Source organism: Nocardia takedensis NBRC 100417 (assembly GCF_000308695.1).
Taxonomy (GTDB): domain Bacteria; phylum Actinomycetota; class Actinomycetes; order Mycobacteriales; family Mycobacteriaceae; genus Nocardia; species Nocardia takedensis.
The window spans coordinates 57,908-79,968 of record NZ_BAGG01000009.1 but is presented as its reverse complement, the minus strand read 5'-3'; the positions used below and the strand labels follow the sequence as shown (position 1 = coordinate 79,968).

The following is a 22,061-nucleotide window of genomic DNA, read 5'->3' as shown; positions in this document are numbered from 1 at the left end:
CGCACTGGTGCGGCAGCCTTCGTCGTGTCGGACCCGCTGCGTAAGGTGCGCCTGTGGCAAAGACCAAGCCGATCTTCCGGTGCTCGTCCTGCTCCCACGACGTGGCCAAGTGGGTGGGCAAATGCCCCGGCTGCGGGTCCTGGGGCACGGTGGACGAGGTCGCGGTCGCGGCGACGTCCGCGGGTTCGCCCGCCCGGCGCGCCATGCTGCCCAGCACCGCCGCCGCGCCGATCTCCACGATCGATTCGACGATCACCGTCGCCAGGCCCACCGGCGTGTCGGAATTGGACCGGGTATTGGGCACCGGCGTGGTGCCGGGGTCGGTGGTGCTGCTGTCCGGGGAACCCGGGGTGGGCAAGTCGACGTTGCTGCTCGAGGTCGCCTACCGGTGGGCCGCCCAGCGCGACGGCAAGTCGCTGTACGTGACGGCGGAGGAGTCGGCGGGCCAGGTCCGCCTGCGCGCCGACCGCACCGGCGCGGTGCACGAGCGGGTCTACCTGGCGGCCGAGTCCGACCTGTCGATCCTGCTCGGCCACGTCGAACAGGTGCGGCCGTCCCTGCTGGTGGTCGACTCGGTGCAGACCATGCTCGCCCCCGACGTCGACGGCGTGATCGGCGGCGTCACCCAGGTCCGCGCGGTGACGGCGGCGCTGACCTCGCTGGCCAAGGCCAGCGGGATCGCGGTGCTGCTGGTCGGTCACGTCACCAAGGACGGCAACGTCGCGGGGCCGCGCACACTCGAACACCTGGTGGACGTGGTGCTGCAATTCGAGGGCGACAAGAATTCGACGCTGCGCATGGTGCGCGGAATCAAGAACCGGTTCGGCAGCGCCGACGAGGTCGGCTGCTTCGAGTTGCACGAGGACGGAATCGTCGGGGTGGACGATCCGTCCGGGCTCTTCCTGCACCATCGCAGCGACGCGGTGCCCGGCACGGCGGTGACGGTAGCGATGGACGGGAAGCGTCCCCTGGTCGGCGAGGTCCAAGGGCTCACGGTCAAGACCGAGATCCCGGCTCCGCGCCGCGCGGTCAGCGGCCTGGACTACAACCGGGTCGCGATGGTGCTCGCGGTGTTGCAGAGCCGCGGCCGGGTGTTCCTCGGCAAACACGACGTCTACGCTGCCACGGTGGGGGGCATGCGGTTGGTCGAACCATCCGCCGACCTGGCCATCGCCTTGGCCATCGCCAGCGCCGAATCCGACACCGCGCTACCCGCGGGCTGGGTCGTGCTCGGCGAGGTCGGGTTGGCCGGCGAGGTGCGCAAGGTGACCGGTCTGACGCGCAGGTTGGCCGAGGCCGAACGGCTCGGCTTCACCGACGCGATCGTGCCGCCCGGCTCGGAACGTCCGAAAGGTGGGGGTATGAAGATCCACGAGGTGAGCGATCTGCGCTCGGCGCTGCGGTTGAGCGGGTTGCGCGCCAGACGGGACACGGGGTCGTGACCCGCGCGGCGGCGCGCCGGGAAGCGGCCGTCACGGCGGCGGCGATCCTGCGGGAGACGGTGGTGGCGCTCGCGCCGGGCACCGCGCTGCGCGACGGCCTGGAGCGCATCCTGCGCGGGCGTACGGGCGCGCTGATCGTCCTCGGTGACGACGAACGGGTGCGCGCCCTGTGCGACGGCGGCTTCGAGTTGAACGTCGAGTTCGCGCCCACCCGGTTGCGCGAACTGGCCAAGATGGACGGCGCGTTGGTGCTGACGCGCGACGGCGGCACGATCGTGCGCGCCAACGTCCACCTGGTGCCCGATCCGTCGCTGCCCACCGTGGAGTCGGGCACCCGCCACAAGGCCGCCGAACGCACGGCACTCCAGACCGGCGTTCCGGTGATCTCGGTGAGCGCGTCGATGAGTCTGGTGACGGTCTACGCGGGCGGCGCGCGGCACGTGGTGCAGCCGTCGGCCACCATCCTGGCCCGCGCGAACCAGGCGATGCACACCCTCGAGCGCTACCGGTCCCGGCTGGACGAGGCGTGCGTGCAGTTGACCGCCGCCGAGATCGAGGATTTCGTCACCCTGCGCGACGCGCTGACCGCGATGCAGCGTCTGGAGATGGTGCGCAGGATCGCCGGGGAGATCGACCGCGACGTCGTGGAACTCGGCACCGACGGACGTCAACTCGCGCTGCGGCTCGAGGATCTGGTCGGTGACGGCGCGTGGCTGCGCGAACTGTTGGTGCGCGACTATCTGCGGGCCGCGCCCGCGGCGCAGGCGGTGGATCGGGCGTTGGAGCGCTTGGACGCGCTCTCGGACGCCGATCTGCTCGATCTGACGGGTCTGGCCGCCCCGCTGGGCTATCCGGGCACGGTGGCCGCGCTGGAGCGGTCGGTACGCCCGCGCGGCTATCGCCTGTTGACCAGGATTCCCCGCCTGCGTTTCGACAGCGTCGAAGCGCTGGTGAGCTCGTTCGGGTCGCTGCAAGGGCTGCTGGCGGCCACGACGGCGGATCTGCGCGCGGCGGCGGGCGTCGACGCGGCGATGGCCGCGCGGATCCGGGAAGGGCTGTCGCGCTTGGCCGAAGCCGGTCCGGACACCCCGTACGCCTGAGCCGTGCTCAGGCGATGTTGAACGGCTCGGCCGCGCTGCGCACCGAACCCAGCTGGGCGACAACCGAATACGCGCCCGCGGGGACGGGCACCCGCTCCCCCGCGCAGTTGGGCTGGGAGGTGGAACCCGACCAGGTGACCTGGAAGGCCGCCTGTTCGCCGCGGTTGAGGGTGCGCACGTCGGGCTGGCCGTCGGGGTAGCAGTCGGTGCTCGACCACAGGCGGCGCTGACCGTCCAGCGACAGCACCGAGATCTGTTGCAGGCCCGATCCCACGTCGCGCGAACAGGCCACCGAGGAGATGTTGGTGATGACGATCCCGAAGACCGGTTGTTCACCGGGTCGGTAGGTGGGCTGTTCGACGGTGACCTTGACCGCGAGCGACTGGTCCGGACACTGTCCGGCCGCGGGGGCCGCGGCGGCGGTCGCCACGGCGCTCCCGGAGACCTTGGGCGGTTCGCTGGGTTTGGCCGAGGTGTTCGAGGCGCCCGCCGCGACCGAACTGCTGGTGGTCGAGGACGCGTCGGCCTCCCCGGGGGAGTTGCCGCCGCGCGCGATCATGACCACCAGCCAGATCACCACCGCGAGAGCCACCACCAGAGCGCCGATGGCGAAAACACGACGACGCCAGTAGATCTCCGGAGGCAGCGGTCCAGTCGGTTCCAGCACGTCTCAACGGTAAAGGCACGGGCCGGTAACGTGACTCAGGACCTCGGCGTGTCGGGCGGTGAACAGCACTCGTGCCGAGAGGTTTACCGCCCGTACGCTGTGGGTATTCGGTTCAGGCCGTCTCGCCGATGTCACCGACGACACGATGCAGCTGCGCTCGTCCGTCCACCAGCTTGTAGGTGACGCACGCGATAGCCAGCTGTCCACTGGCCACCTTGTCGGCGATGATCATCGACCGGTCCATGAGCAACTGACTGGTCTCCACGACGTGGCGCGCCTCGATCTCGTCGACCGTGGACAGCCCCTCGCGCCTGCCGACCAGGATCGACGGGGTGACCCTCTCGACCAGGCTGCGGATGAACCCGCCCGGCACCTCGCCGCCGTCGAGGGCGTCGATGGTGGCCTTGACCGCGCCGCAACTGTCGTGGCCGAGGACCACGATCAGCGGGACGTTGAGCACGTGGACGCCGTATTCGATGGAGCCGAGCACCGAGCTGTCCACGACGTGGCCCGCGGTGCGCACCACGAACATGTCGCCGAGCCCTTGGTCGAAGATCAGTTCGGCGGCGACGCGGGAATCACCGCAGCCGAACAGGATCGCGTGCGGGTGCTGTCCGCTGACCAACTTGGCTCGGTCGGCCGCGCCCTGACTAGGATGCAGCAGCGTGCCGTTGACAAAGCGCTCGTTGCCCTCGCGAAGGGATTTCCAGGCACTGATCGGATTGGATCCAGGCATACCTCTCATTGTGCACAAGCATTCCGGTACCAGCGAGTACGCCTCGTTACGAACCGGCAAATACCCACTGGCCACGCGCGAATCGCGGCGGTGAGGACGATGACGCAGATCACAAGGAAGGCCGCGCGGCGGACGGTCGAGATCGCCCCCGACGCCATCGATGCCGAAGTGTTGCTGTCCTGGTACGGCGAGACCGCGCGCGATCTGCCCTGGCGACGTCCGGGCGTCACGGCGTGGCAGATCCTGATGAGCGAGATCATGCTCCAGCAGACCCCGGTGGTGCGGGTCGAGCCGATCTGGCGCGAGTGGGTCGCCCGCTGGCCGGTCCCGTCCGCGATGGCCGCGGTGACACCCGCCGAGGTGCTGCGCGCCTGGGGGAAACTCGGTTATCCGCGTCGTGCCCTTCGCCTGCGCGAATGCGCGCGGGTGCTGGCCACCGACTACGGCGACGAGGTGCCCGACGACGTGGAGGTGCTGCTCGGCCTGCCGGGCATCGGCGCGTACACCGCGCGGGCGGTCGCCTGCTTCGCCTACGGACAGCGGGTTCCGGTGGTGGACACCAATGTTCGCCGGGTGGTCGCGCGAGCGGTGCACGGCCGGGCCGAGGCGGGCAACCCGTCCTCGCGCGACCTGCCCGAGACCGAGGCGCTGCTGCCCCGCTCCGTCGAACGCGCGGCCGTCTTCTCCGCGGCGCTGATGGAACTCGGCGCGACGGTGTGCACCGCGCGCAATCCCGACTGCGCGCGCTGTCCGCTGCCGAAGTGCGCGTGGATCAGCGCGGGCCGTCCGGTCGCCGACGTGGCGCGCCGCGTCCAGAAGTACGAGGGCACCGACCGGCAGGCGCGCGGGCGGTTGCTCGACGTCCTGCGCGGCGCGGGCGGGCCGGTCGAGCGGGTACGGCTGGATCTGGCCTGGACCAGAGACCCCGGCCAACGTGCCCGCGCCCTGGACTCACTGCTGGTCGACGGGTTGATCGAGCAGACCGCCGACGGACTGTTCGCCCTCGCCGGCGAGGGCGGCTCGGACCCGAAGGACTGAGCGGATCTCACCGCGCGCGGAGGACACGCTCGAGGAACCTTTCCACCGCGGCGCGGTAGATCTCCGGTCGTTCGTCGTGCACCAGGTGACCCGCACCGGGCACCAGCAGGTATTCGGTGTCGGCCCCCTCCTCGGCCATGCGGCGCATCTGGCCGGGCGGTGTGATGGTGTGCTCGCCCTCGAGCAGCACCGTGGGCACCCGGACCGCACGCCATTCGTCCCAGAAATGCCGTCCGCCCCACTCCTCGGAGATGTCGCGGAAGGTGTCCACCGAACCGTGCAACCGGTAGCCGTCCGGTCCGCGGGTGAACGCGTTCAGGAAATAGCGGCCCGCGACCGGGCCGAAGAAGTCGAGCACCGCCCGCTCGTCGGGGAACGGTTGCGGCCAGGTGCGGATCAGCGCGGCCCAGTCCGCGGCGGTGCGGCCGCGGAAATCCGGGGCGATGTCCTCCACGACCAGCGCGCGGACCCGCTCGGGGAAGCGCGCGGCGAAGACCCAGCCGTGCAGGCCGCCCATCGAATGCCCGATCACCACCATCGGTTCGGTGATCGAGGCGGTCGCGGCGGCCAGGTCGTCGATGAACGCCTCGGTGGTCAATGCGGCGGGGGCGGCGCGGCCGTGCCCGGCGGCGTCGAAGGTGAACAAGTGCCCGAACGGCCGCAACCACCCCAGGTGCTCGCGCCAGGTCCCGGCGCTGCCCATCAAGCCGTGCAACAACAGGATCGGCGTCCCGACCCCACCTTCGTCATGCAGCATGACTCGATTCTGCCGGGGCGACGCGCGAGCGCCGACGCACCGTATTGTCGGGGTATGGCAGTCGTGAAGATCAACGCGATCGAGGTCCCCGAAGGCGCGGGCCCCGAATTGGAGAAGCGGTTCGCGCACCGCGCGCACGCCGTCGAGGGCTCCCCGGGATTCCTCGGCTTCCAGTTGTTGCGGCCGGTGGCCGGGGACAACCGGTATTTCGTGGTCACGCAGTGGGATTCGGAGGAAGCCTTCGCGGCGTGGCGCGACGGGCCCGCCCGTGCCGCGCACGCGGGCGGCGGCGAGCAGCAGAAGCCGGTGTCGACGGGCGCGTCGCTGCTCGAATTCGAGGTCGTGCTCGACGTGGCGGCCAAAACCTCCTGAGAAATCCGGGCGAACCCGGCGGGTCGCGGATATCGGACTCGCCGGGGACGCGCCCGACAACGGGGTCGGCGGCGTCGGTTCGTATTGACGCCGGGTACCTCGCGGTGTCACAGTTCGAGAGACAAACGCGATGGTGACGCGGTAATCCGGTGAGATCCCGGAGCGGTCGCGCCACTGTGTTCCACGCATCGGATGCCGGTGCCGGAAAGCCAGACACCGGCACCGTCGCTCGGACCGACGGGACGCGCATCCCAAGGGAGGAACTCGGATGGCCATCGCACATTCCCCGAGTCAGGCCGCGGCGAGCGATTCGCTGGCGACCGTACTCGTCACGGTAGGCGTCGTACTGCTGGCACTGCTCGCGCTCTACCTGGTCGGCTTCGACCAGGGGGCCATCTCGCGCAGCGGGATGTTCCTGCACGAGTTGATGCACGACGGTCGGCACCTGCTGGGTGTTCCGTGCCACTGACCGGATCACTGAGAACACTGTTACTGCGTGGCCTGCTGGCCGGCTTGATCGCCGGTCTGCTGGCCGCCACCGTGGGCTATTTCGTCGGCGAACCGAAGATCGACGCGGCCATCGCGCTCGAAGAGGCCGCCGCCGCGCACGAGGACCCGGCCGCGTCGGCCGGTCACACCCACGGTGACGAAGAGGAACCGCTGGTCAGCCGGGACGGTCAGAAGGCGGGACAATTCCTCGCCCTCGGCTTGGCGGGTATGGCCTTCGGCGCGCTCTTCGCCGCCGTCGCCCACTACGCGCGGCGTGCGAGCACCCTGTCCGGCCCCGCCCTGGCGATCACCCTCGCCCTCGGCGGATGGCTGGCGATCGTCGCGGTGCCGTTCTTCAAATATCCGGCGAACCCGCCCGCGGTGGGCGACCCGGAGACCATCAACGACCGCACCCTGTTGTGGGTGGCCGCCGTACTGCTCGGACTGGTCGCCGTCGGCGCGGCCGTCTTCGCGTACAAGGCACTCGCGGGCAGGCTCGACACCCTGCGGATTCTCGGCGGGGTGGCCGCGTTCGTCGTCGTCGTCACGCTCGGCTACGTCCTGCTGCCCGGCGTCGACGAGGTGAAGGCCGATTTCCCCGCGAGTCTGCTGTGGCAGTTCCGGGTGGCCTCGCTGGCCCAGACCGCGACCCTGTGGGCCGCGCTCGGTCTGGCCTTCGCGTTCCTCACCGAATACGGCGCCCGCGCGAGCGCGCCCGCTCGTGAACCCGTGCCCGCGGCGGCCTGAGCCGCGCTAGCGCGACACGAAAAAGGCAGTGCCGGAGCTGATGACCGGCACTGCCTTTCGCGTTCGAGCGGCGCTCAGATCAGCGCGGCGTCCAGGGTGATCGAGTCGACCCCGGCCAGCGCCTTGCTCACCGGGCAGCCCGCCTTCGCGGCGTTCGCCGCGGTCGCGAACTGCTCGGCATCCAGACCCGAGACCCGACCGCGCACCGTCAGCGCGATGCCGGTGATGCGGAAACCGCCCGCCGGGTCCGGTCCGAGGGTGACATCGGCGCTCACGTCCAGGCTCTCCGGCGTGCCGCCCGCGTTGCCGATCTGCGCCGAGAGCGCCATGGCGTAGCAGGAGGAGTGCGCCGCCGCGATCAGTTCCTCGGGGCTGGTGGTGCCGTCGGCGTCCTCGGCCGACCGCTTCGGGAACGACACGTCGTACTTGCCGACGCCGGAACTGGCCAATTCGACCTGTCCCGACCCATCCTGGAGGCCACCGGTCCAAGCGGTACGCGCGCTGCGAGTGGGCATTACGGTCCTTTCACAGATGATTCGATCCGTTCGCTGACGAACCTACCGGCCCGGCTCAGTCCACGGCGCCCGTACGGCGATCGAGCTGCTCGAGCACCAGCGGCCAGGCCGCCTCGTGCCGGTCGCGGGCCTGCGCGTTCGGAAAACCCTCGTGCCGCAACCGAAGTCGAATGCCGCGCGGCTGCTTCAACAACTCCATTGTCACCACCGTCTCGGCGCCCTCGGTGCCGTCCGCGCCGGTCACCCACGTCATCTGCACCAGGCGCTCCGGTTCCAGCCGCAGGAAACGTCCGTAGTGCGGGTAGCGCAGACCCGCGTGCTCGGTCTCGAAGAAGAACGGCTCGTTGACCGCCGGCTTCATCAACAGCGAGCCCTGGGCGGCGAACCAGATGTCGAAACCCTGCGTCAAGGCCGCGTAGAGCAGACCGGGCGGGGCGGACATCACGCGCTCGCAGGAGAGCTCGTGCGGACGAGCGGACAGATCCGGGAAGCGAATCGGCTGGTCGGACATGCATGGACAATACCCGGCGGCGACACCCGCACCCGCGCCGCACGAACCGTCGGACGCCACGGCGCGGCGGACTAGTCTCAGAGGCGTGAGAGCGTCAGGAATGACCAAACGTGGCTCCGCCCTGTACTGGGACTGCGGACTCGCCTTCGCGGTCGCGGTGGCGCAGGTCGTGGGCGGACGCGCGGCCAACCAGCTCCAGGACGGCGCGCAACCGCTGGACTGGCTCGGCTACACACTGCTGCTGATCGGTCCCGTCGCGCTGCTGCTGCGCCGCCGCGAACCACTCGCGGTCCTGCTGGTGACGTTGGCCGCCGCGGGCATTCACCTCGCGTTGGACTACGGGTACGGGCCGGTGTTCCTGTCCCCCGTGATCGCCTTCCTCACCGCCGCCGTCCTCGGATCACGCTGGTGGACTTACCCTTTGGTGCCCTTCAGCTACGCGTTGATGATCTGGCCGATGCCCGCGCTGCTGGACCGTCCCACCGACGCCTGGCAGCAGTGGGGTCTGCTGGGGTGGCTGGCGGTGCTGGTCGCGGTCGCCGAAGGCATCCGGTCCCGGCGCGCGCTCACCGAGGCACGTGCCGAACGTGACCTGGCGCTGCGCGACGAGGAGCAGACCAGACGCGAACGCCAGGCCGGCGATCTGCGCCTCGCCATCACTCGCGAATCGCACGACCTTCTCGCGCAAGCGCTTTCGCGCATCAACGTGCAGTCCTCGGTGGCCGCCGAACTGTTCGACCGCCGACCGCAGCAGGGCGCGACCGCGCTGGCGACCATCAGCACCGCCAGCAAGGACGCGCTCGGCGAATCGCACGCGCTGCTGGAATCCCTGCGCACCGGGGCCATCGTCGCCGCCGTGGCCGAGGAACCGGTCATCGCGACGGCCACCGTGAACGAGAAGCCGCCCGCCGACCGGGACGGCGACGCCCGCAACGGACTCCCGCTCGGCGCCGGTTCCACCATCGAGGATCTCGAGGGGCTGCTCCAGCGCACCCGCGCGGCAGGCGTCGAAGTGGACACGCGGGTGATCGGAACGCCGGTGAAGCTACCCGAGGTCCTGGACGAGGCCGCGGCCCGCATCGTGCGCGACTCGCTGGCCAACGTCGTCGACCACGCGCCCGGCGCGCGCGCCACCGTCACCCTGCGCTACAGCGCCGAATCGGTCGACCTGACCATCGACAACACCCGCCCCACCGAGAAGTCCAAAGGCGGCTCCGGCGGGCGCAACGGCATCATCGGCATGCGCGACCGCGCCCACGCCCTCGGCGGTCAGCTCACCGCGGGCCCGCGGCCCAGCGGCGGATTCCGGGTCGCGGCCCGGCTGCCCACCCGGCTCATGGTCGGCGCCGACTCGGGCGCGCGGACCGACCCGTCGCGCTGAGAACTCAGCTGACGGTCAGATACTCGTTGAAGAACAGCATCAGACCCGCGGCCGCCGAGATCGCCGCCAACAGCCAGAACCGGATCGACACCGTCGTCTCCGCCCAACTGCTCAACTCGAAATGGTGGTGCAGCGGCGCCATCCGGAACAAGCGTTTGCCGGTGCTGCGGAACACCACGATCTGCAACAGCACCGACAGGATCTCCGCGCAGAACAGCGCGCCGACGACCACCATCAGCAGTTCGGTGTGCGTGGTCACCGACAGACCGGCCAGCAAGCCGCCCAACGCCAGCGATCCGGTGTCCCCCATGAAGATCTGCGCGGGCGCGGTGTTCCACCACAGGAATCCGACGCAGGCCGCGGCCGCCGACGCGCACACCAACGCCAGATCCAGCGGGTCACGCACGGTGTAGCAGCCAGGAACGGGCTTGGTGGAACACGAATTCTGATACTGGGTGAAGGTGATCAGCACGTACGCGCCCAACACCAGGCCCATCGACCCCGCCGCCAGTCCGTCGAGGCCGTCGGTGATGTTCACCGCGTTCGACCAGGCCACGACGAGGAAACAGACCGCGATCAGGAACACCACCGGCGTCAACGTCAGCCACGGCAGATCCCGCACGATCGAGACGTGCCTGCTCGCGGGCGTCAGATCGTGACTGTTCGGGAACCGCAGCACCAGCACGCCGAACACGATGGCCGCCGTCAACTGGCCCAGGTACTTGCCCGCCGCGGTCAGGCCCAGGTTGCGCCGCCTGCGCAGCTTGATGAAATCGTCCAGGAAGCCGACGATCCCGAGCGCCGTGGTCAGACCGAGCACCAGCAGCGCCGAGACCGAGATCCCGTCCGCGTCGTAGCGCAGGCCGATCAGGTGCGAACCCAGGTAACCGGCCCACATGCCGACCAGGATCGCGATTCCGCCCATGGTCGGCGTTCCGCGCTTGGTCTGATGGCTCTGCGGGCCGTCCGAACGGATCTCCTGCCCCAGCTTCTCGCGGGTGAACAGCCGGATCAGCATCGGCGTCAACGTGATCGACACCGCCGAGGCGATCATCGCCGCGAACAGGATCTGTCTCATCCGTCCCCCTGGGACCCATCGCACACCACCCGAACCGTCAGATGTTAGCGAACATCCGCCGCACCCCTCGTGCGGCGGGTGCGCGGGTCCGATGTGGTGCACCGCGCCGGATCAGGCCGGCGCGGCCCTCCGCGCGCGGATCTAGGTGGTGGTCTGCCCGTCGAGGGTTTCGCGGAGGATGTCGGCGTGGCCCGCGTGCTGGGCGGTTTCGGCGATGACGTGGACCAGGACCCGGCGCACACTGCGCATCGGGTTCTCCTCCTCGTTCCACGGCGCGTACGGCAGTTGCCGGGCCGCCGACATATCGGGCACGGCGGCAATGACGCGCTCGGTCTCGGCCGCGATCGCCGCGTAGTTCTCCAGGATTCCGGCGAGGGTGTCCCCGGGCTGCATCTGGAAATCGTTCTGGCGGTCGATCGCCCACTGCGGGTATTCGCGCGCGGTGCCGTTCATGAACTCCTCCCAGGTCACACCCTCCGGGAGATCGAAATTCATCGCCGAGGCCCCGTGCAGCACGAATTGCATCCACGCCTTCTCGGTGGCGGCGACATGTTTGACCAGACCGCCCAGGCACAGCGCGCTCACCGTCGGACGCTCGCCGAGTTGCGCGTCCGACAGCCCGCACACGGTGGTGCGCAGCGCTTCGCGGGTGGTGGCCAGTTCGGCGAGCAGTTCGGCGCGCTCGGTGTCCAGGACGGGGGCGGTCGCGGTGGTCATCTGGTTCCTCTCGTCGGTGGGTATGGGACCACCCTCGCAGCGGTAGCGGACAGTATGTGTCCGCTATTGCGGGCAGAATCGAATTCATGCCGAAAACTTCCGCGCGCCTGCTCGCCCTGCTGTCCCTGTTGCAGACCCGACGCGACTGGCCGGGCGCGCTGCTCGCCGAACGCCTCGACATCAGCGCGCGCACCGTGCGCCGCGACGTCGACCGTCTGCGGGAACTCGGCTACCCCATCGCCGCCGTGAAAGGCCCCGAAGGCGGATACCGACTCGACGCGGGCGCCGAACTGCCCCCGCTGCTGTTCGACGACGAACAAGCCGTCGCACTCGCTGTCGCCCTGCAACTCGCGGCGGGCTCGCAGGCGGGCATCGAAGAAGCCGCCGTCCGCGCCCTCAACACCATCCGCCAGGTCATGCCGTCGCGACTGCGGCACCGCATCGACATGCTCCAGGTGACCCCGGTGGAACCGGCCGCCCGACCGCGCGTCGACAGCGGCGTGCTGTTGGCGATCAGCGCCGCCGCCCACGCCCACGAGATCCTGCGCTTCGACTACGCCAAAGCCGAGGCCCCCGACCCGCCCGACCCGCCGCGCCGCACCGAACCCCACCACCTCGTCACCTGGGGCGGGCGCTGGTACCTGGTGGCCTGGGACCTCGACCGCGCCGACTGGCGCACCTTCCGCGTCGACCGCATCACCCCGCGCATCCCCACCGGCCCCCGCTTCCACCCGCGCGAACTCCCCGGCGGCGACGTCACCGCCTACGTCGTCGCGAAGTTCCGCGGCGCCCCCACCTGGCCGTGCACCGGAGAGGTGATCATCGACCGCCCCGCCGCCCTGGTCTCCACCTACCTCCGCGACGCCGTCGTCGAGGAACTCACCCCCACCCGCTGCCGCGCCACCGTCGGCTCCTGGTCCTGGATGGGCCTGGCCGCCACCCTCGCCAACTTCGACGCCCCCATCCGAGTCCTACAACCCCCCGCCCTCCGCACCGCCTTCACCACCCTCGCCCACCGCTGCACCACCGCGGGGCAGGAACCCGACGCGTGAGCGATTGTCGGGGGGCGCTGTTACGGTCGCGGCGTTGTGTCGGTGTCGATCGGGAGTGCGTTGTGGGGATGGTCATGAGTTTCACCGCGGTGTCCGAGCGGGAGGCGGACGGGTTGGTGCGGGATGCGAAGGGGGTGGACAGTTTTATCGGGTTGGAGCGGGCCGGGTACGGCCACGTCTATCTGGACAAAGCGTGGGGTGGCATCCGGTATCTGATGGCGGTCGCGGACTTGGGGGTGGACCTGCTGGAGACGCCCGCCTTCCTCGGGGACGAGGGGAATCAGGCGATCTGGGACGCGGAATTGGTCGCGCGGACCTCCGCGACACTGTGGGAGGTGCCGTTTGCGGATCTGCTGCCGTATTTCGACCAGGCGCGAATGGCGCGGGAGAACGTGTACCCGAATATCTGGGGCACCGACTGGGCGCGGGACTACATCCTCGACAGGTACCGCGACCTGCGGCAATTCTTCTTCACCACCGCCGCCCGTGAACAAGCGGCGCTGATGAACTGGGGCTGAGCCCCGAAACGGCGAATGGCCCACCCCGCATCGGGATGGGCCATTCGCCGTCAGAACTTATTCGCCGGAAGCGGCCTCGGTGGGCCCTTCGGCCGCACCGGTCAGCACGACCTCGGGCTTGTCCTCGGCGGCGGGCGCCTTGGTCAGCTTGGCCTTCGGGGTGAAGGTGAACTTGGCGTCCTCACCCGAACCCTCGCCGTCCCAGTTCTCGACATCGACGAACACCGTCTGACCGGGGCCGATCTCGCCGAACAGGATCTTCTCCGACAGCTGATCCTCGATCTCGCGCTGAATGGTGCGACGCAGCGGCCGCGCACCCAACACCGGATCGAATCCGCGCTTGGCCAGCAGGGACTTGCCCTTCTCGGACAGCTCCAGCGCCATGTCCTTGTTCTTCAGCTGCTTCTCGACGCGGCCGATCATCAAGTCCACCATCTGGACGATCTGCTCGTTGGTGAGCTGGTGGAAGACGATGACGTCGTCGATGCGGTTGAGGAATTCGGGGCGGAAGTGCTTCTTCAGCTCATCGTTGACCTTGAGCTTCATCCGCTCGTAGTTCGAGCCCTCGCTGTTGGACTGCGAGAAGCCCAGACCCACGGCCTTGGAGATGTCGGAGGTGCCGAGGTTCGAGGTGAAGATCAGCACCGTGTTCTTGAAGTCCACGGTGCGGCCCTGACCGTCGGTCAGGCGGCCGTCCTCGAGGACCTGCAACAGGGTGTTGTAGATCTCCTGGTGGGCCTTCTCGATCTCGTCGAACAGCACGACCGAGAACGGCTTGCGCCGCACCTTCTCGGTGAGCTGGCCGCCCTCCTCGTAGCCGACGTACCCGGGAGGCGCGCCGAAGAGCCGCGAGGCGGTGAAGCGGTCGTGGAACTCGCCCATGTCGATCTGGATGAGCGCGTCGTCGTCGCCGAACAGGAAGTTCGCCAGCGCCTTGGACAGCTCGGTCTTACCGACGCCGGACGGACCGGCGAAGATGAACGAGCCGGAGGGACGCTTGGGATCCTTCAGGCCGGCGCGGGTGCGGCGGATCGCCTTGGAGACCGCCTTGACCGCGTCCTCCTGGCCGATGATCCGCTTGTGCAGCTCGTCCTCCATGCGGAGCAGACGGGTGGTCTCCTCCTCGGTGAGCTTGAAGACGGGGATACCGGTCCAGTTGGCCAGCACCTCGGCGATCTGCTCGTCGTCGACCTCGGCCACGACGTCCAGATCACCGGAGCGCCACTGCTTCTCGCGCTCGGCCCGCTTGGCGACGAGCTGCTTCTCCTTGTCGCGCAGCCGCGCGGCCTTCTCGAAGTCCTGCGCGTCGATCGCCGATTCCTTCTCCCGGCGCGCGTCGGCGATCTTGTCGTCGAATTCGCGCAGGTCCGGCGGCGCGGTCATCCGGCGGATGCGCATGCGCGCGCCCGCCTCGTCGATGAGGTCGATGGCCTTGTCCGGGAGGAACCGGTCGTTGATGTAGCGGTCGGCCAAGGTGGCCGCGGCCACCAGCGCGCCGTCGGTGATGGAGACCCGGTGGTGCGCCTCGTAGCGGTCGCGCAGACCCTTGAGGATGTTGATGGTGTGCTCGACGGTGGGCTCGCCGACCTGCACCGGCTGGAAGCGGCGCTCGAGGGCGGCGTCCTTCTCGATGTACTTGCGGTACTCGTCGAGGGTGGTGGCGCCGATGGTCTGGAGTTCACCGCGGGCGAGCTTGGGCTTGAGGATGGAGGCCGCGTCGATCGCGCCCTCGGCGGCTCCCGCGCCGACCAGCGTGTGCAACTCGTCGATGAACAGGATGATGTCGCCGCGGGTGTTGATCTCCTTGAGGACCTTCTTCAGGCGCTCCTCGAAATCACCGCGGTAGCGGCTGCCCGCGACCAGCGAACCCAGGTCGAGGGTGTAGAGCTGCTTGTCCTTGAGCGTCTCGGGGACCTCGCCGTTGACGATGGCCTGCGCCAGGCCCTCGACCACGGCGGTCTTGCCGACGCCGGGCTCGCCGATGAGCACCGGGTTGTTCTTGGTGCGGCGGCTGAGCACCTGCATGACCCGCTCGATCTCCTTCGAGCGGCCGATGACCGGGTCGAGCTTGCCTTCCAGGGCGGCCTGGGTGAGGTTGCGGCCGAACTGGTCGAGCACCAGCGACGTGGACGGGGTGCCCGCCTCGCCGCGGGAACCGGATTCCACCGGCTCCTTGCCCTGGTATCCGGACAGCAACTGGATGACCTGCTGGCGCACCCGGTTGAGATCGGCGCCCAGCTTCACCAGGACCTGGGCGGCGACGCCCTCGCCCTCGCGGATCAGGCCGAGCAGGATGTGCTCGGTGCCGATGTAGTTGTGGCCGAGCTGCAGCGCTTCGCGCAGGCTGAGCTCGAGTACTTTCTTGGCGCGCGGGGTGAAGGGGATGTGACCGGAGGGGGCCTGCTGGCCCTGGCCGATGATCTCCTCGACCTGGCTGCGCACACCCTCGAGCGAAATGCCGAGGGATTCCAGCGACTTGGCCGCGACGCCCTCACCCTCGTGGATCAACCCAAGCAGGATGTGCTCGGTGCCGATGTAGTTGTGGTTGAGCATCCGGGCCTCTTCCTGGGCCAGGACAACGACACGCCTCGCGCGGTCGGTGAACCTCTCGAACATCGCTCCCTCACTCTCCTGCTCAAGCCTTCACTGGCGTCCGACGCTTCAGTGCTGTGTCCAAGCTGTGGTCGTCAGCCTGCCATGAAGCCCGGGGGTTGCGGCCCCCGCCTCCACTCTAGTTGGCGGGGGTTCGGGCCGCCTCCAGTCCACCCTATTGGTGAGCGGCGACAGCACGGTCATTCACTCATAACGTGCCCGTGGCGGGTTTCGTTTCCGAGCGGGTTTTGCCTACAGCGAACAGCTCGACCGCTACCCGTCATCGACCGCGTACCTCCATCATCGTGGACGAACACCGACCGTGGGGCCCGTTGGCGGGCGGGTGTGGGATTTTTCTCCCGACGCCCCGGCAACGGACCCCGCGGTCGGTGTGCGGCTCAGAAGCCCCGGAACGGCGTTCCGGCGACCACCTGCGGAGCGAAGTCACCGGTCGCGGACGGCACCGCCGCCTGGACCGATTGCTTGCCATGCTGGATTCCCCCGACGAACAGCGCACCGCACAGCACCAGGAAGGCCAAGGTGTGCACGACGGCGCGAACAATGTTCCAACGGACCCAGGAGGATTCGAAGTCGGCGCGGACCGAGGCCGCCTCGGCCGCGCTCGCCGGGTCGCCCGCCGCCATGAGTTGATCGTTCAAGGGGACGTTGCAGGCCGCGGTGATCGCGAAGGCGATGACGTTCAGCGCCAGCGCGACGCCGATCCAGATCAGCGTGGTGCGGTGCTCGGACCCCAGGTGCAGGACGACGGTGGCGATGCCGAAGACGACGGTGCCGACGAATCCGATCATGAACCACGGATTGATGATCACCACGTTGATCTTCTGCATCACGTCGATGATCGTGCGGTCCTCGGTGCGCGCCAGGGCGGGCATCACCGAGATCGCGTAGGCGTAGAAGACCCCGGCGACCAGTCCGGTCGCGAGCGTGGCCGCGACCAAGGCGGCGATACGGGCGGCGAGCATGCGCTTCTCCTGACTCGGATGTCCGTCGGGGTGGCCCCTCCGGTTCGATATCTCGAGTCAACCGCGTCGCGACCTCGGTGAACATGTGTCAGCGACTCGGGTACACCAGCGAGCGTCTACCTCCGCCTCGACCGCGCCGATCGCGGGCAGCGGCCTCACAGATCTCGTTCGGAGATGATCCCGCTCTGCATGGCGAGAAAGGCCAACCGCACCCGCTTCTGGTTCTGCGGCAGCGACTCCACCCCGAATTTCGCGAACAGCGCGCGCAGATGGGTCTTGATCGCGTCGACGCTGAGGAACAACTCGTCGGCGATCTGCTGGTTGGAGGCGGGCGTCGCGAATCCGGCACCGTTCTTGTAGGGCCTGCACAGCGCGATCAGCACCGACCGCTGGGTCTCGGTGAGCGAGCGCAGGGTGGGCATGGCCCCGGTGGCCGCACGGGTGATGTCCTCGGCCGCGCCGCCGAAATCGTGGAAGGAGACCAGCGAGGTGCCGACGCGGATCTTGTCGCCCGCCATCAGTCGATGTCTGCCGACCAGGCGTTCGCCGTTGACGAAGGTGCCGTTGCGGGACAGGCCGTCGTCGACGATGGTCCAATGCGCGCCCAGATATTCGACGGCGGCGTGCAGACGGGAGACTTCGGCGTCCCACCCGAGGGTCAGATCGGCCTGCGGGGAGCGCCCGATGGTGATGCGCTGCCGATCGGGGGTGAGCATCAACTCCTGCTGACGACCCGTGTCGTCGGTGAATCGCAGGAATGATCCGACGAATCCTGTCACTGTGCCGATACCTCGTCTCTCCATACCGCCAGTGACACCCGACCCACGGTTTCCATGGTGCCGCCTCGGGGAATCACGAGCAAGATCGGGCCGCGCGGGTCGAACGAGGGCTCGACCGCCCGACACTTTCCCACTGTGCACGATCGGCCGCGCCGCCGCCCCCTGGCGAGCGCCGGGTACGGCGCCGGAAACAAGGCTGCCGCCCGGGCGTCGCACGATTCGCCCGGGCGGCAGACCGATCGGGGTCAGCCCTTGGCAGCCTTGTTGTACGCGTCGGTGATGTCGGCGGAGATACGACCCCGCGCGGATACCTTGTGCCCATTCCGGCGAGCCCACTCGCGAATTGCGGCGCTTTGTTCGCGGTCGATCGAAACCCGGCTCTTGGGGCCCGCGGTGGCGCCTGCCGCGGCGGCCTTGACGCGACGACGGCCGCTGACCCGCCGCGCGCTGGAAACCCACTGCTCCAACTCGTCGCGCAGCTTCGAGGCATTCGCCGTCGACAGGTCGATCTCGTACGAAACACCATCGATCGCGAACTCGATGGTCTCGTCCGCGATGGACTCACCGTCGACATCGTCGATCAGGCTAACGGTGACCTTCTTTGCCATGAGATGAACGTCCTCTCGAAATCGTGCGACCCGCATACTAGGCCGATTACCCGAGGCAAGAATACCTCGAATTCCGGAAATTCCAAGACGAGACTTGTCTATGCAAACCGCCACTCAGCGAGTGACCGGACGCACAATGGGGAACAGTATTGTTTCTCGGATTCCCAATCCCGTCAGCGCCATCAACAACCGGTCGATTCCCATACCGGTTCCGGTTGTCGGGGGCATGCCGTGCTCCATCGCGGCGAGGAAGTCTTCGTCGAGCACCATAGCCTCGTCGTCGCCGGCTGCGGCCAACCGCGCCTGATCGACGAACCGTTCCCGTTGGATCACGGGATCGACCAACTCCGAATAGCCGGTTGCCAACTCGAAGCCGCGCACATACAGATCCCACTTCTCGGTAACTCCGGGCTTGCTGCGATGCTGCCGGGTCAGCGGAGAAGTCTCCACCGGGAAGTCGCGGACGAAAGTCGGGGCATACAACTTGTCCCCGTACTGGTGCTCCCAGAGTTCCTCTACCAGTTTGCCGTGGCCGTAGCCCTTGCCCTCCGGAATTTCGAGTCCCACCCGATCGGCGAGCGCCCGCAATTCCTCGACCGTCGTTTCCGGCGTCACCGGCACGCCCAGCGCGTCCGACAGCGAGGGGTACATCTCGACGGTCGCCCACTCGCCGCCGAGATCGTATTCGGTCCCGTCGGCCAGGGTGACCACCTGGGTGCCGAAAGCCTCTTGCGCGACTTCCTGCACCAATTCCCGGATCATCCGGGCCGAGTCGTCGTAGGTCCCGTAGGCCTCGTAGGTTTCCAGCATCGCGAACTCCGGCGAATGCGTGGAGTCCGCGCCTTCGTTGCGGAAGTTGCGGTTGATCTCGAAGACCTTCTCCAGGCCGCCGACCACGCACCGCTTCAGGAACAGTTCCGGAGCGATGCGCAGGTAGAGGTCGATATCGAGGGCATTGGAGTGGGTGACGAACGGCCTGGCCGCCGCCCCGCCGTGCAGGGTCTGCAACATCGGGGTCTCGACCTCGAGGAATCCGCGCCGCTCCAGCGCCGCGCGCAGCGACTTGACGACCGCGACCCTGGTCCTGGCCATTTCCCTGGCCTCGGGGCGCACGATCAGGTCGACATAGCGCTGACGGACCCGCGATTCCTCGCTCATCTCCTTGTGCGCGACCGGCAACGGGCGCAGCGACTTGGCCGACATCGACCAGGAATCGGCCATCACGCTCAATTCCCCGGTGCGCGACACGATGACCTCGCCGTGCACGAAGACGAAATCGCCGAGATCGACGTCGGACTTCCAGGCGGTAAGCGCCTCGGGCCCGACGCCGTTGAGGCTGATCATCGCCTGCAACTTCGTGCCGTCGCCCTCTTGCAGGGTGGCGAAACACAGCTTGCCGGTATTGCGCAGGAAGATCACCCGCCCGGCGACGCCGACCTGATCACCGGTCTGGGAATCGGCGGGCAGGTCGGGGTACGCGGCCCGGATTTCGGCGAGCGAATGGGTGCGCGGCACGACCACGGGATATGCCTCGCCGCCCGCGGCGAGCAAACGCTCCCGCTTCTCCCGGCGAATACGCATCTGCTCGGGTACGTCGTCGGCCCCGGTAGCCGCGCCGGGGGTTTGCCCGCGGGGAACTGACCCGGGTGACGAAGGGTTACGCGGCTCGCTCACGGCCGCACCTCGCAGATGCTCGGCAGGGTCGCGAGCAATGCTGCCGCGCCTATGGATCGCTCGCTACGCTCACTCACAACCAACTACCCTAGCGGGCACCGGAAATCGTTTCGCGCGGTGCCCGGCCAGTGCTGACCGATAGCCGATCGGACTGGTCGCACGCCGGGTACGGGCACGGTTCAACACCGGGACCGGCAGGGGTGGACGAATCGTCGCCGGACGAAAATCGCTGCGCCGCCGACCTGTTCGGCGGGCGGCGGCGGACGCGGGTGTCAGAGGGAGGCGAGCGAGGCGACCTCGCGGGTGAAATGCGCGGCGCGGATTCCGACGGTCAGCAGCCCGGCCGCCTTCAACGCCTGATATCCGCCGACCAGATCGGTGGCGCGATGCAATCCCAGATCCTGCAAGGAGGCCGCCGCGAGGCTCGAGGTGTAGCCCTCCGAGCACAGGATGATCCATTCCACGTCGTGATCGGTGGCCGCGGCCAGGCGGGCCGAACTGCTGGGGTCGAGGCGCCATTCCAGGACATTGCGTTCGATGACCAGCGCGCCGGGCAGGGTGCCCTCCCGGTCGCGCTGGGCCTGGGGCCGGATATCGACCAGGATCGCTCCCCTGCTCAGCGCCTGCGGAATCTCGAAGGCGTAGACGCGGGTCAGTTTGGCGCGGGCGTTGTCGAGCATCTGATCAATGGTCAGGCTCATGTCAGAGTTCACCTTCGGGCTGGTCGGTGAGAACGGTGCGGGTGCGTCGCAGGGTGCCGTGGCCGGTCACCTCGTAGTACGACATGGCGGTGAGGGGCGGCGAATAGGCGTGCACGCTCAGTGTCGGGTCGAGCGGACCGGCGGATTCCACGGCCGCGGGCGCGCGCATGACGTCGTGCACCCAGCCGATCGGGAAGGAGGCCTGATCGCCCGCGGTCAACGTGCGGCCGCGTAATTCCTTTCCGTTCCAACGGAATTCCGACAGCGCGCCGCTGAGCACGGTCAGCGCGCCGAGCGAGCCCGCGTGATCGTGCAGTTCGGTGGATTTGTCCGGGGTCCAGCTGATGAGCCAGACGTCGACCTCGTCGTCGGCGAGCAGCCGGGCCGCCCAGCGCCGCTCCAGCGGCCAGACGCCGCCGGGCGGGAGCAGGTGGTCGTAGCGGCCCGCGAGCACGTCCTCGGCACCCTCGTCGGTCAGACGCAGCAGGTCGGCGGGCCGCAGCCGAGTCGGCAGCGCCGAGGCGACCGCGCGATCCAGCGGCGGGGTGGCCGAGAGAGGCGTCCGTCCGGACGTGAGGGAGAGAACAGATGAACGCATGAGCGCATCTCCAGCATGTGTCGACGATCGAGGGTCACGGACGGCCTCGAACGGTCGAGGCCCTTATCGGCCTCGACAACACTCCCGGGTGCTCACACTGGAGAACATGTCGGCGAGCATAGCAGCGGCCGACGGAGCCGCAACACCCCACGCCACGGTGATCTGCGCCGCATCCGCGCGCGTCGCGCCGTTCACTTCCGTCGCGCCTGATTGCGCTCGTAGACCAATCGCAGGCCGGTCAGGGTCAGATGCGGTTCGTGGTGATCGATGGTCTCGGACTCCGCCACGATCAACGGCGCGCTGAATCCGGTCGCCACCACCGCGACGTCGTCGCCCGCGAATGCGTCGAACTCGTCGCGAATGCGATCGATCAGGCCGTCCACCATGCCGGCGAAACCGAAAACCGCGCCGGATTGAATGGCCTCGACAGTATTCTTGCCGACCACCGAGCGCGGCCGCGCCAATTCGACGCGCCGCAACGCCGCCCGCTCGATCAACGCCTCGCCCGCGATCTCCACGCCCGGCGCGAGCACGCCGCCGAGAAATTCACCCTTCGCCGAAACGAGGTCGACGGTGGTGGCCGTGCCGAAATCGACGACAATTGCCGCTGAACCGAAACGGTGATGTGCCGCAAGGGTGTTCACGATGCGGTCTGCGCCGATCTCCTTGGGATTGTCGACCAGCAGCGGAATTCCCGTTCGCACACCGGGTTCCACGACCACGTGCGGCACGTGCTGCCAATACCGGTCGAGCATCGTGCGCAATTCCCGCAGCACCGGCGGCACCGTGGACAGCGCGGACACGCCCATCACCTGCGCGAGGTCCTCGCCGACCAGGCCGCGCACCTGCATGGCGAATTCGTCCGCGGTCAGCAGCGGATTGGTGTGCATCCGCCAGTGCCGTTCGAGCCTGGCGTGCGCGCCGCTGCCCGCGAACAGGCCCAACTCGATGCTGGTGTTGCGGACGTCGATGGTCAGCAGCATTGCTCAACCGATCCCGGGGTCGT

The 22,061-nt window shown here is 68.6% G+C and carries 24 protein-coding genes; 9 read left to right on the top strand and 15 right to left on the bottom strand.

The features are described 5' to 3' along the window. The first annotated feature begins 53 nt into the window (after positions 1-53). Together radA and disA are read left to right on the top strand one after the other, a co-directional pair. A complete protein-coding gene (radA, locus tag ON30_RS02315; protein WP_040703770.1) occupies positions 54-1,442 on the top strand; it encodes a DNA repair protein RadA in 1,389 nt (462 codons plus the stop codon). Beyond that, the gene (disA, locus tag ON30_RS02310) at positions 1,439-2,542 is read left to right on the top strand and encodes a DNA integrity scanning diadenylate cyclase DisA (protein ID WP_051028858.1); all 1,104 of its coding nucleotides are present in this window, start codon (positions 1,439-1,441) and stop codon (positions 2,540-2,542) included. The genes radA and disA overlap by 4 nt, the downstream gene beginning before the upstream one ends. Before the next feature lie 7 nt (positions 2,543-2,549). Here the strand turns inward: disA and ON30_RS02305 are convergent, their stop codons facing one another. Both ON30_RS02305 and ON30_RS02300 read right to left on the bottom strand, forming a co-directional pair. Then, a complete protein-coding gene (locus ON30_RS02305; protein WP_040703769.1) occupies positions 2,550-3,209 on the bottom strand; it encodes a hypothetical protein in 660 nt (219 codons plus the stop codon). 112 nt (positions 3,210-3,321) lie between these two features. Next, positions 3,322-3,945, bottom strand: a complete 624-nt coding sequence (locus ON30_RS02300) for a carbonic anhydrase (RefSeq protein ID WP_040703767.1) — start codon at positions 3,943-3,945, stop codon at positions 3,322-3,324. A 99-nt stretch (positions 3,946-4,044) separates the two neighbouring features. Between ON30_RS02300 and ON30_RS02295 the strand changes: the two genes are divergently transcribed. Beyond that, on the top strand, positions 4,045-4,983 hold the full coding sequence (locus tag ON30_RS02295) for an HhH-GPD family protein (protein ID WP_051028857.1): 939 nt from the start codon (positions 4,045-4,047) through the stop codon (positions 4,981-4,983). Positions 4,984-4,990: 7 nt separating this feature from the next. Here ON30_RS02295 and ON30_RS02290 read toward each other — a convergent pair whose 3' ends face one another. Then, the gene (locus tag ON30_RS02290) at positions 4,991-5,740 is read right to left on the bottom strand and encodes an alpha/beta fold hydrolase (RefSeq protein ID WP_040703765.1); all 750 of its coding nucleotides are present in this window, start codon (positions 5,738-5,740) and stop codon (positions 4,991-4,993) included. A gap of 54 nt (positions 5,741-5,794) precedes the next feature. On the opposite strand from ON30_RS02290, the gene mhuD reads away from it, so the two are divergent. From mhuD to ON30_RS02275, 3 genes are all read left to right on the top strand, one after another. Continuing rightward, entirely contained in the window at positions 5,795-6,112 is a 318-nt protein-coding gene (gene mhuD, locus ON30_RS02285; RefSeq protein WP_040703763.1) for a mycobilin-forming heme oxygenase MhuD, read from the top strand. Positions 6,113-6,380: 268 nt separating this feature from the next. Beyond that, complete coding sequence (locus tag ON30_RS02280) at positions 6,381-6,581, top strand: CbtB domain-containing protein (RefSeq protein WP_040703762.1); 201 nt, start codon at positions 6,381-6,383, stop codon at positions 6,579-6,581. Further along, positions 6,572-7,348, top strand: coding sequence for a CbtA family protein (locus ON30_RS02275; protein ID WP_040703761.1), 777 nt, complete (start codon positions 6,572-6,574; stop codon positions 7,346-7,348). Before ON30_RS02280 ends, ON30_RS02275 begins: the two co-directional genes overlap by 10 nt. A 74-nt stretch (positions 7,349-7,422) precedes the next feature. Here ON30_RS02275 and ON30_RS02270 read toward each other — a convergent pair whose 3' ends face one another. Next, positions 7,423-7,863, bottom strand: coding sequence for an OsmC family peroxiredoxin (locus ON30_RS02270; RefSeq protein WP_040703760.1), 441 nt, complete (start codon positions 7,861-7,863; stop codon positions 7,423-7,425). Positions 7,864-7,918: 55 nt separating this feature from the next. After that, the gene (locus ON30_RS02265; RefSeq protein ID WP_040703759.1) at positions 7,919-8,374 is read right to left on the bottom strand and encodes an SRPBCC family protein; all 456 of its coding nucleotides are present in this window, start codon (positions 8,372-8,374) and stop codon (positions 7,919-7,921) included. An 85-nt stretch (positions 8,375-8,459) separates the two neighbouring features. On the opposite strand from ON30_RS02265, the gene ON30_RS02260 reads away from it, so the two are divergent. After that, positions 8,460-9,755 (top strand): sensor histidine kinase, encoded by a 1,296-nt coding sequence (locus ON30_RS02260; RefSeq protein WP_245553906.1) that lies wholly within the window; start codon positions 8,460-8,462, stop codon positions 9,753-9,755. Positions 9,756-9,759: 4 nt separating this feature from the next. Here ON30_RS02260 and mraY read toward each other — a convergent pair whose 3' ends face one another. Next, a complete protein-coding gene (mraY, locus tag ON30_RS02255) occupies positions 9,760-10,833 on the bottom strand; it encodes a phospho-N-acetylmuramoyl-pentapeptide-transferase (RefSeq protein WP_040703758.1) in 1,074 nt (357 codons plus the stop codon). A 141-nt stretch (positions 10,834-10,974) separates the two neighbouring features. Beyond that, complete coding sequence (locus ON30_RS02250; protein WP_040703757.1) at positions 10,975-11,550, bottom strand: DinB family protein; 576 nt, start codon at positions 11,548-11,550, stop codon at positions 10,975-10,977. Positions 11,551-11,636: 86 nt separating this feature from the next. Here ON30_RS02250 and ON30_RS02245 point away from each other — a divergent pair, with 86 nt between their 5' ends. Beyond that, positions 11,637-12,602, top strand: coding sequence for a helix-turn-helix transcriptional regulator (locus tag ON30_RS02245; protein WP_040703755.1), 966 nt, complete (start codon positions 11,637-11,639; stop codon positions 12,600-12,602). A gap of 74 nt (positions 12,603-12,676) precedes the next feature. Beyond that, positions 12,677-13,120, top strand: coding sequence for a DUF1877 family protein (locus tag ON30_RS02240; protein ID WP_157183580.1), 444 nt, complete (start codon positions 12,677-12,679; stop codon positions 13,118-13,120). Positions 13,121-13,177: 57 nt separating this feature from the next. On the opposite strand, the gene ON30_RS02235 is transcribed toward ON30_RS02240, so the two are convergent. The 8 genes from ON30_RS02235 to ON30_RS02200 form a co-directional block, all read right to left on the bottom strand. Further along, positions 13,178-15,736: an ATP-dependent Clp protease ATP-binding subunit gene (locus ON30_RS02235; RefSeq protein ID WP_040703752.1), complete on the bottom strand. Its 2,559-nt coding sequence runs from the start codon at positions 15,734-15,736 to the stop codon at positions 13,178-13,180. A gap of 374 nt (positions 15,737-16,110) precedes the next feature. After that, entirely contained in the window at positions 16,111-16,695 is a 585-nt protein-coding gene (locus tag ON30_RS02230; RefSeq protein ID WP_040703751.1) for an anthrone oxygenase family protein, read from the bottom strand. 155 nt (positions 16,696-16,850) lie between these two features. After that, positions 16,851-17,411: an FHA domain-containing protein gene (locus ON30_RS02225; protein ID WP_245553913.1), complete on the bottom strand. Its 561-nt coding sequence runs from the start codon at positions 17,409-17,411 to the stop codon at positions 16,851-16,853. A 308-nt stretch (positions 17,412-17,719) separates the two neighbouring features. Further along, positions 17,720-18,082, bottom strand: coding sequence for a histone-like nucleoid-structuring protein Lsr2 (locus tag ON30_RS02220; RefSeq protein ID WP_040703748.1), 363 nt, complete (start codon positions 18,080-18,082; stop codon positions 17,720-17,722). A 114-nt stretch (positions 18,083-18,196) separates the two neighbouring features. Then, entirely contained in the window at positions 18,197-19,663 is a 1,467-nt protein-coding gene (gene lysS / locus ON30_RS02215; protein ID WP_040703747.1) for a lysine--tRNA ligase, read from the bottom strand. A 365-nt stretch (positions 19,664-20,028) separates the two neighbouring features. Further along, positions 20,029-20,451 (bottom strand): rhodanese-like domain-containing protein, encoded by a 423-nt coding sequence (locus ON30_RS02210; RefSeq protein ID WP_040703890.1) that lies wholly within the window; start codon positions 20,449-20,451, stop codon positions 20,029-20,031. 7 nt (positions 20,452-20,458) lie between these two features. Continuing rightward, positions 20,459-21,055 (bottom strand): cysteine dioxygenase, encoded by a 597-nt coding sequence (locus ON30_RS02205; protein ID WP_083911088.1) that lies wholly within the window; start codon positions 21,053-21,055, stop codon positions 20,459-20,461. A gap of 191 nt (positions 21,056-21,246) precedes the next feature. After that, a complete protein-coding gene (locus ON30_RS02200; protein ID WP_040703746.1) occupies positions 21,247-22,038 on the bottom strand; it encodes a type III pantothenate kinase in 792 nt (263 codons plus the stop codon). Between the last annotated feature and the right edge of the window lie 23 nt (positions 22,039-22,061).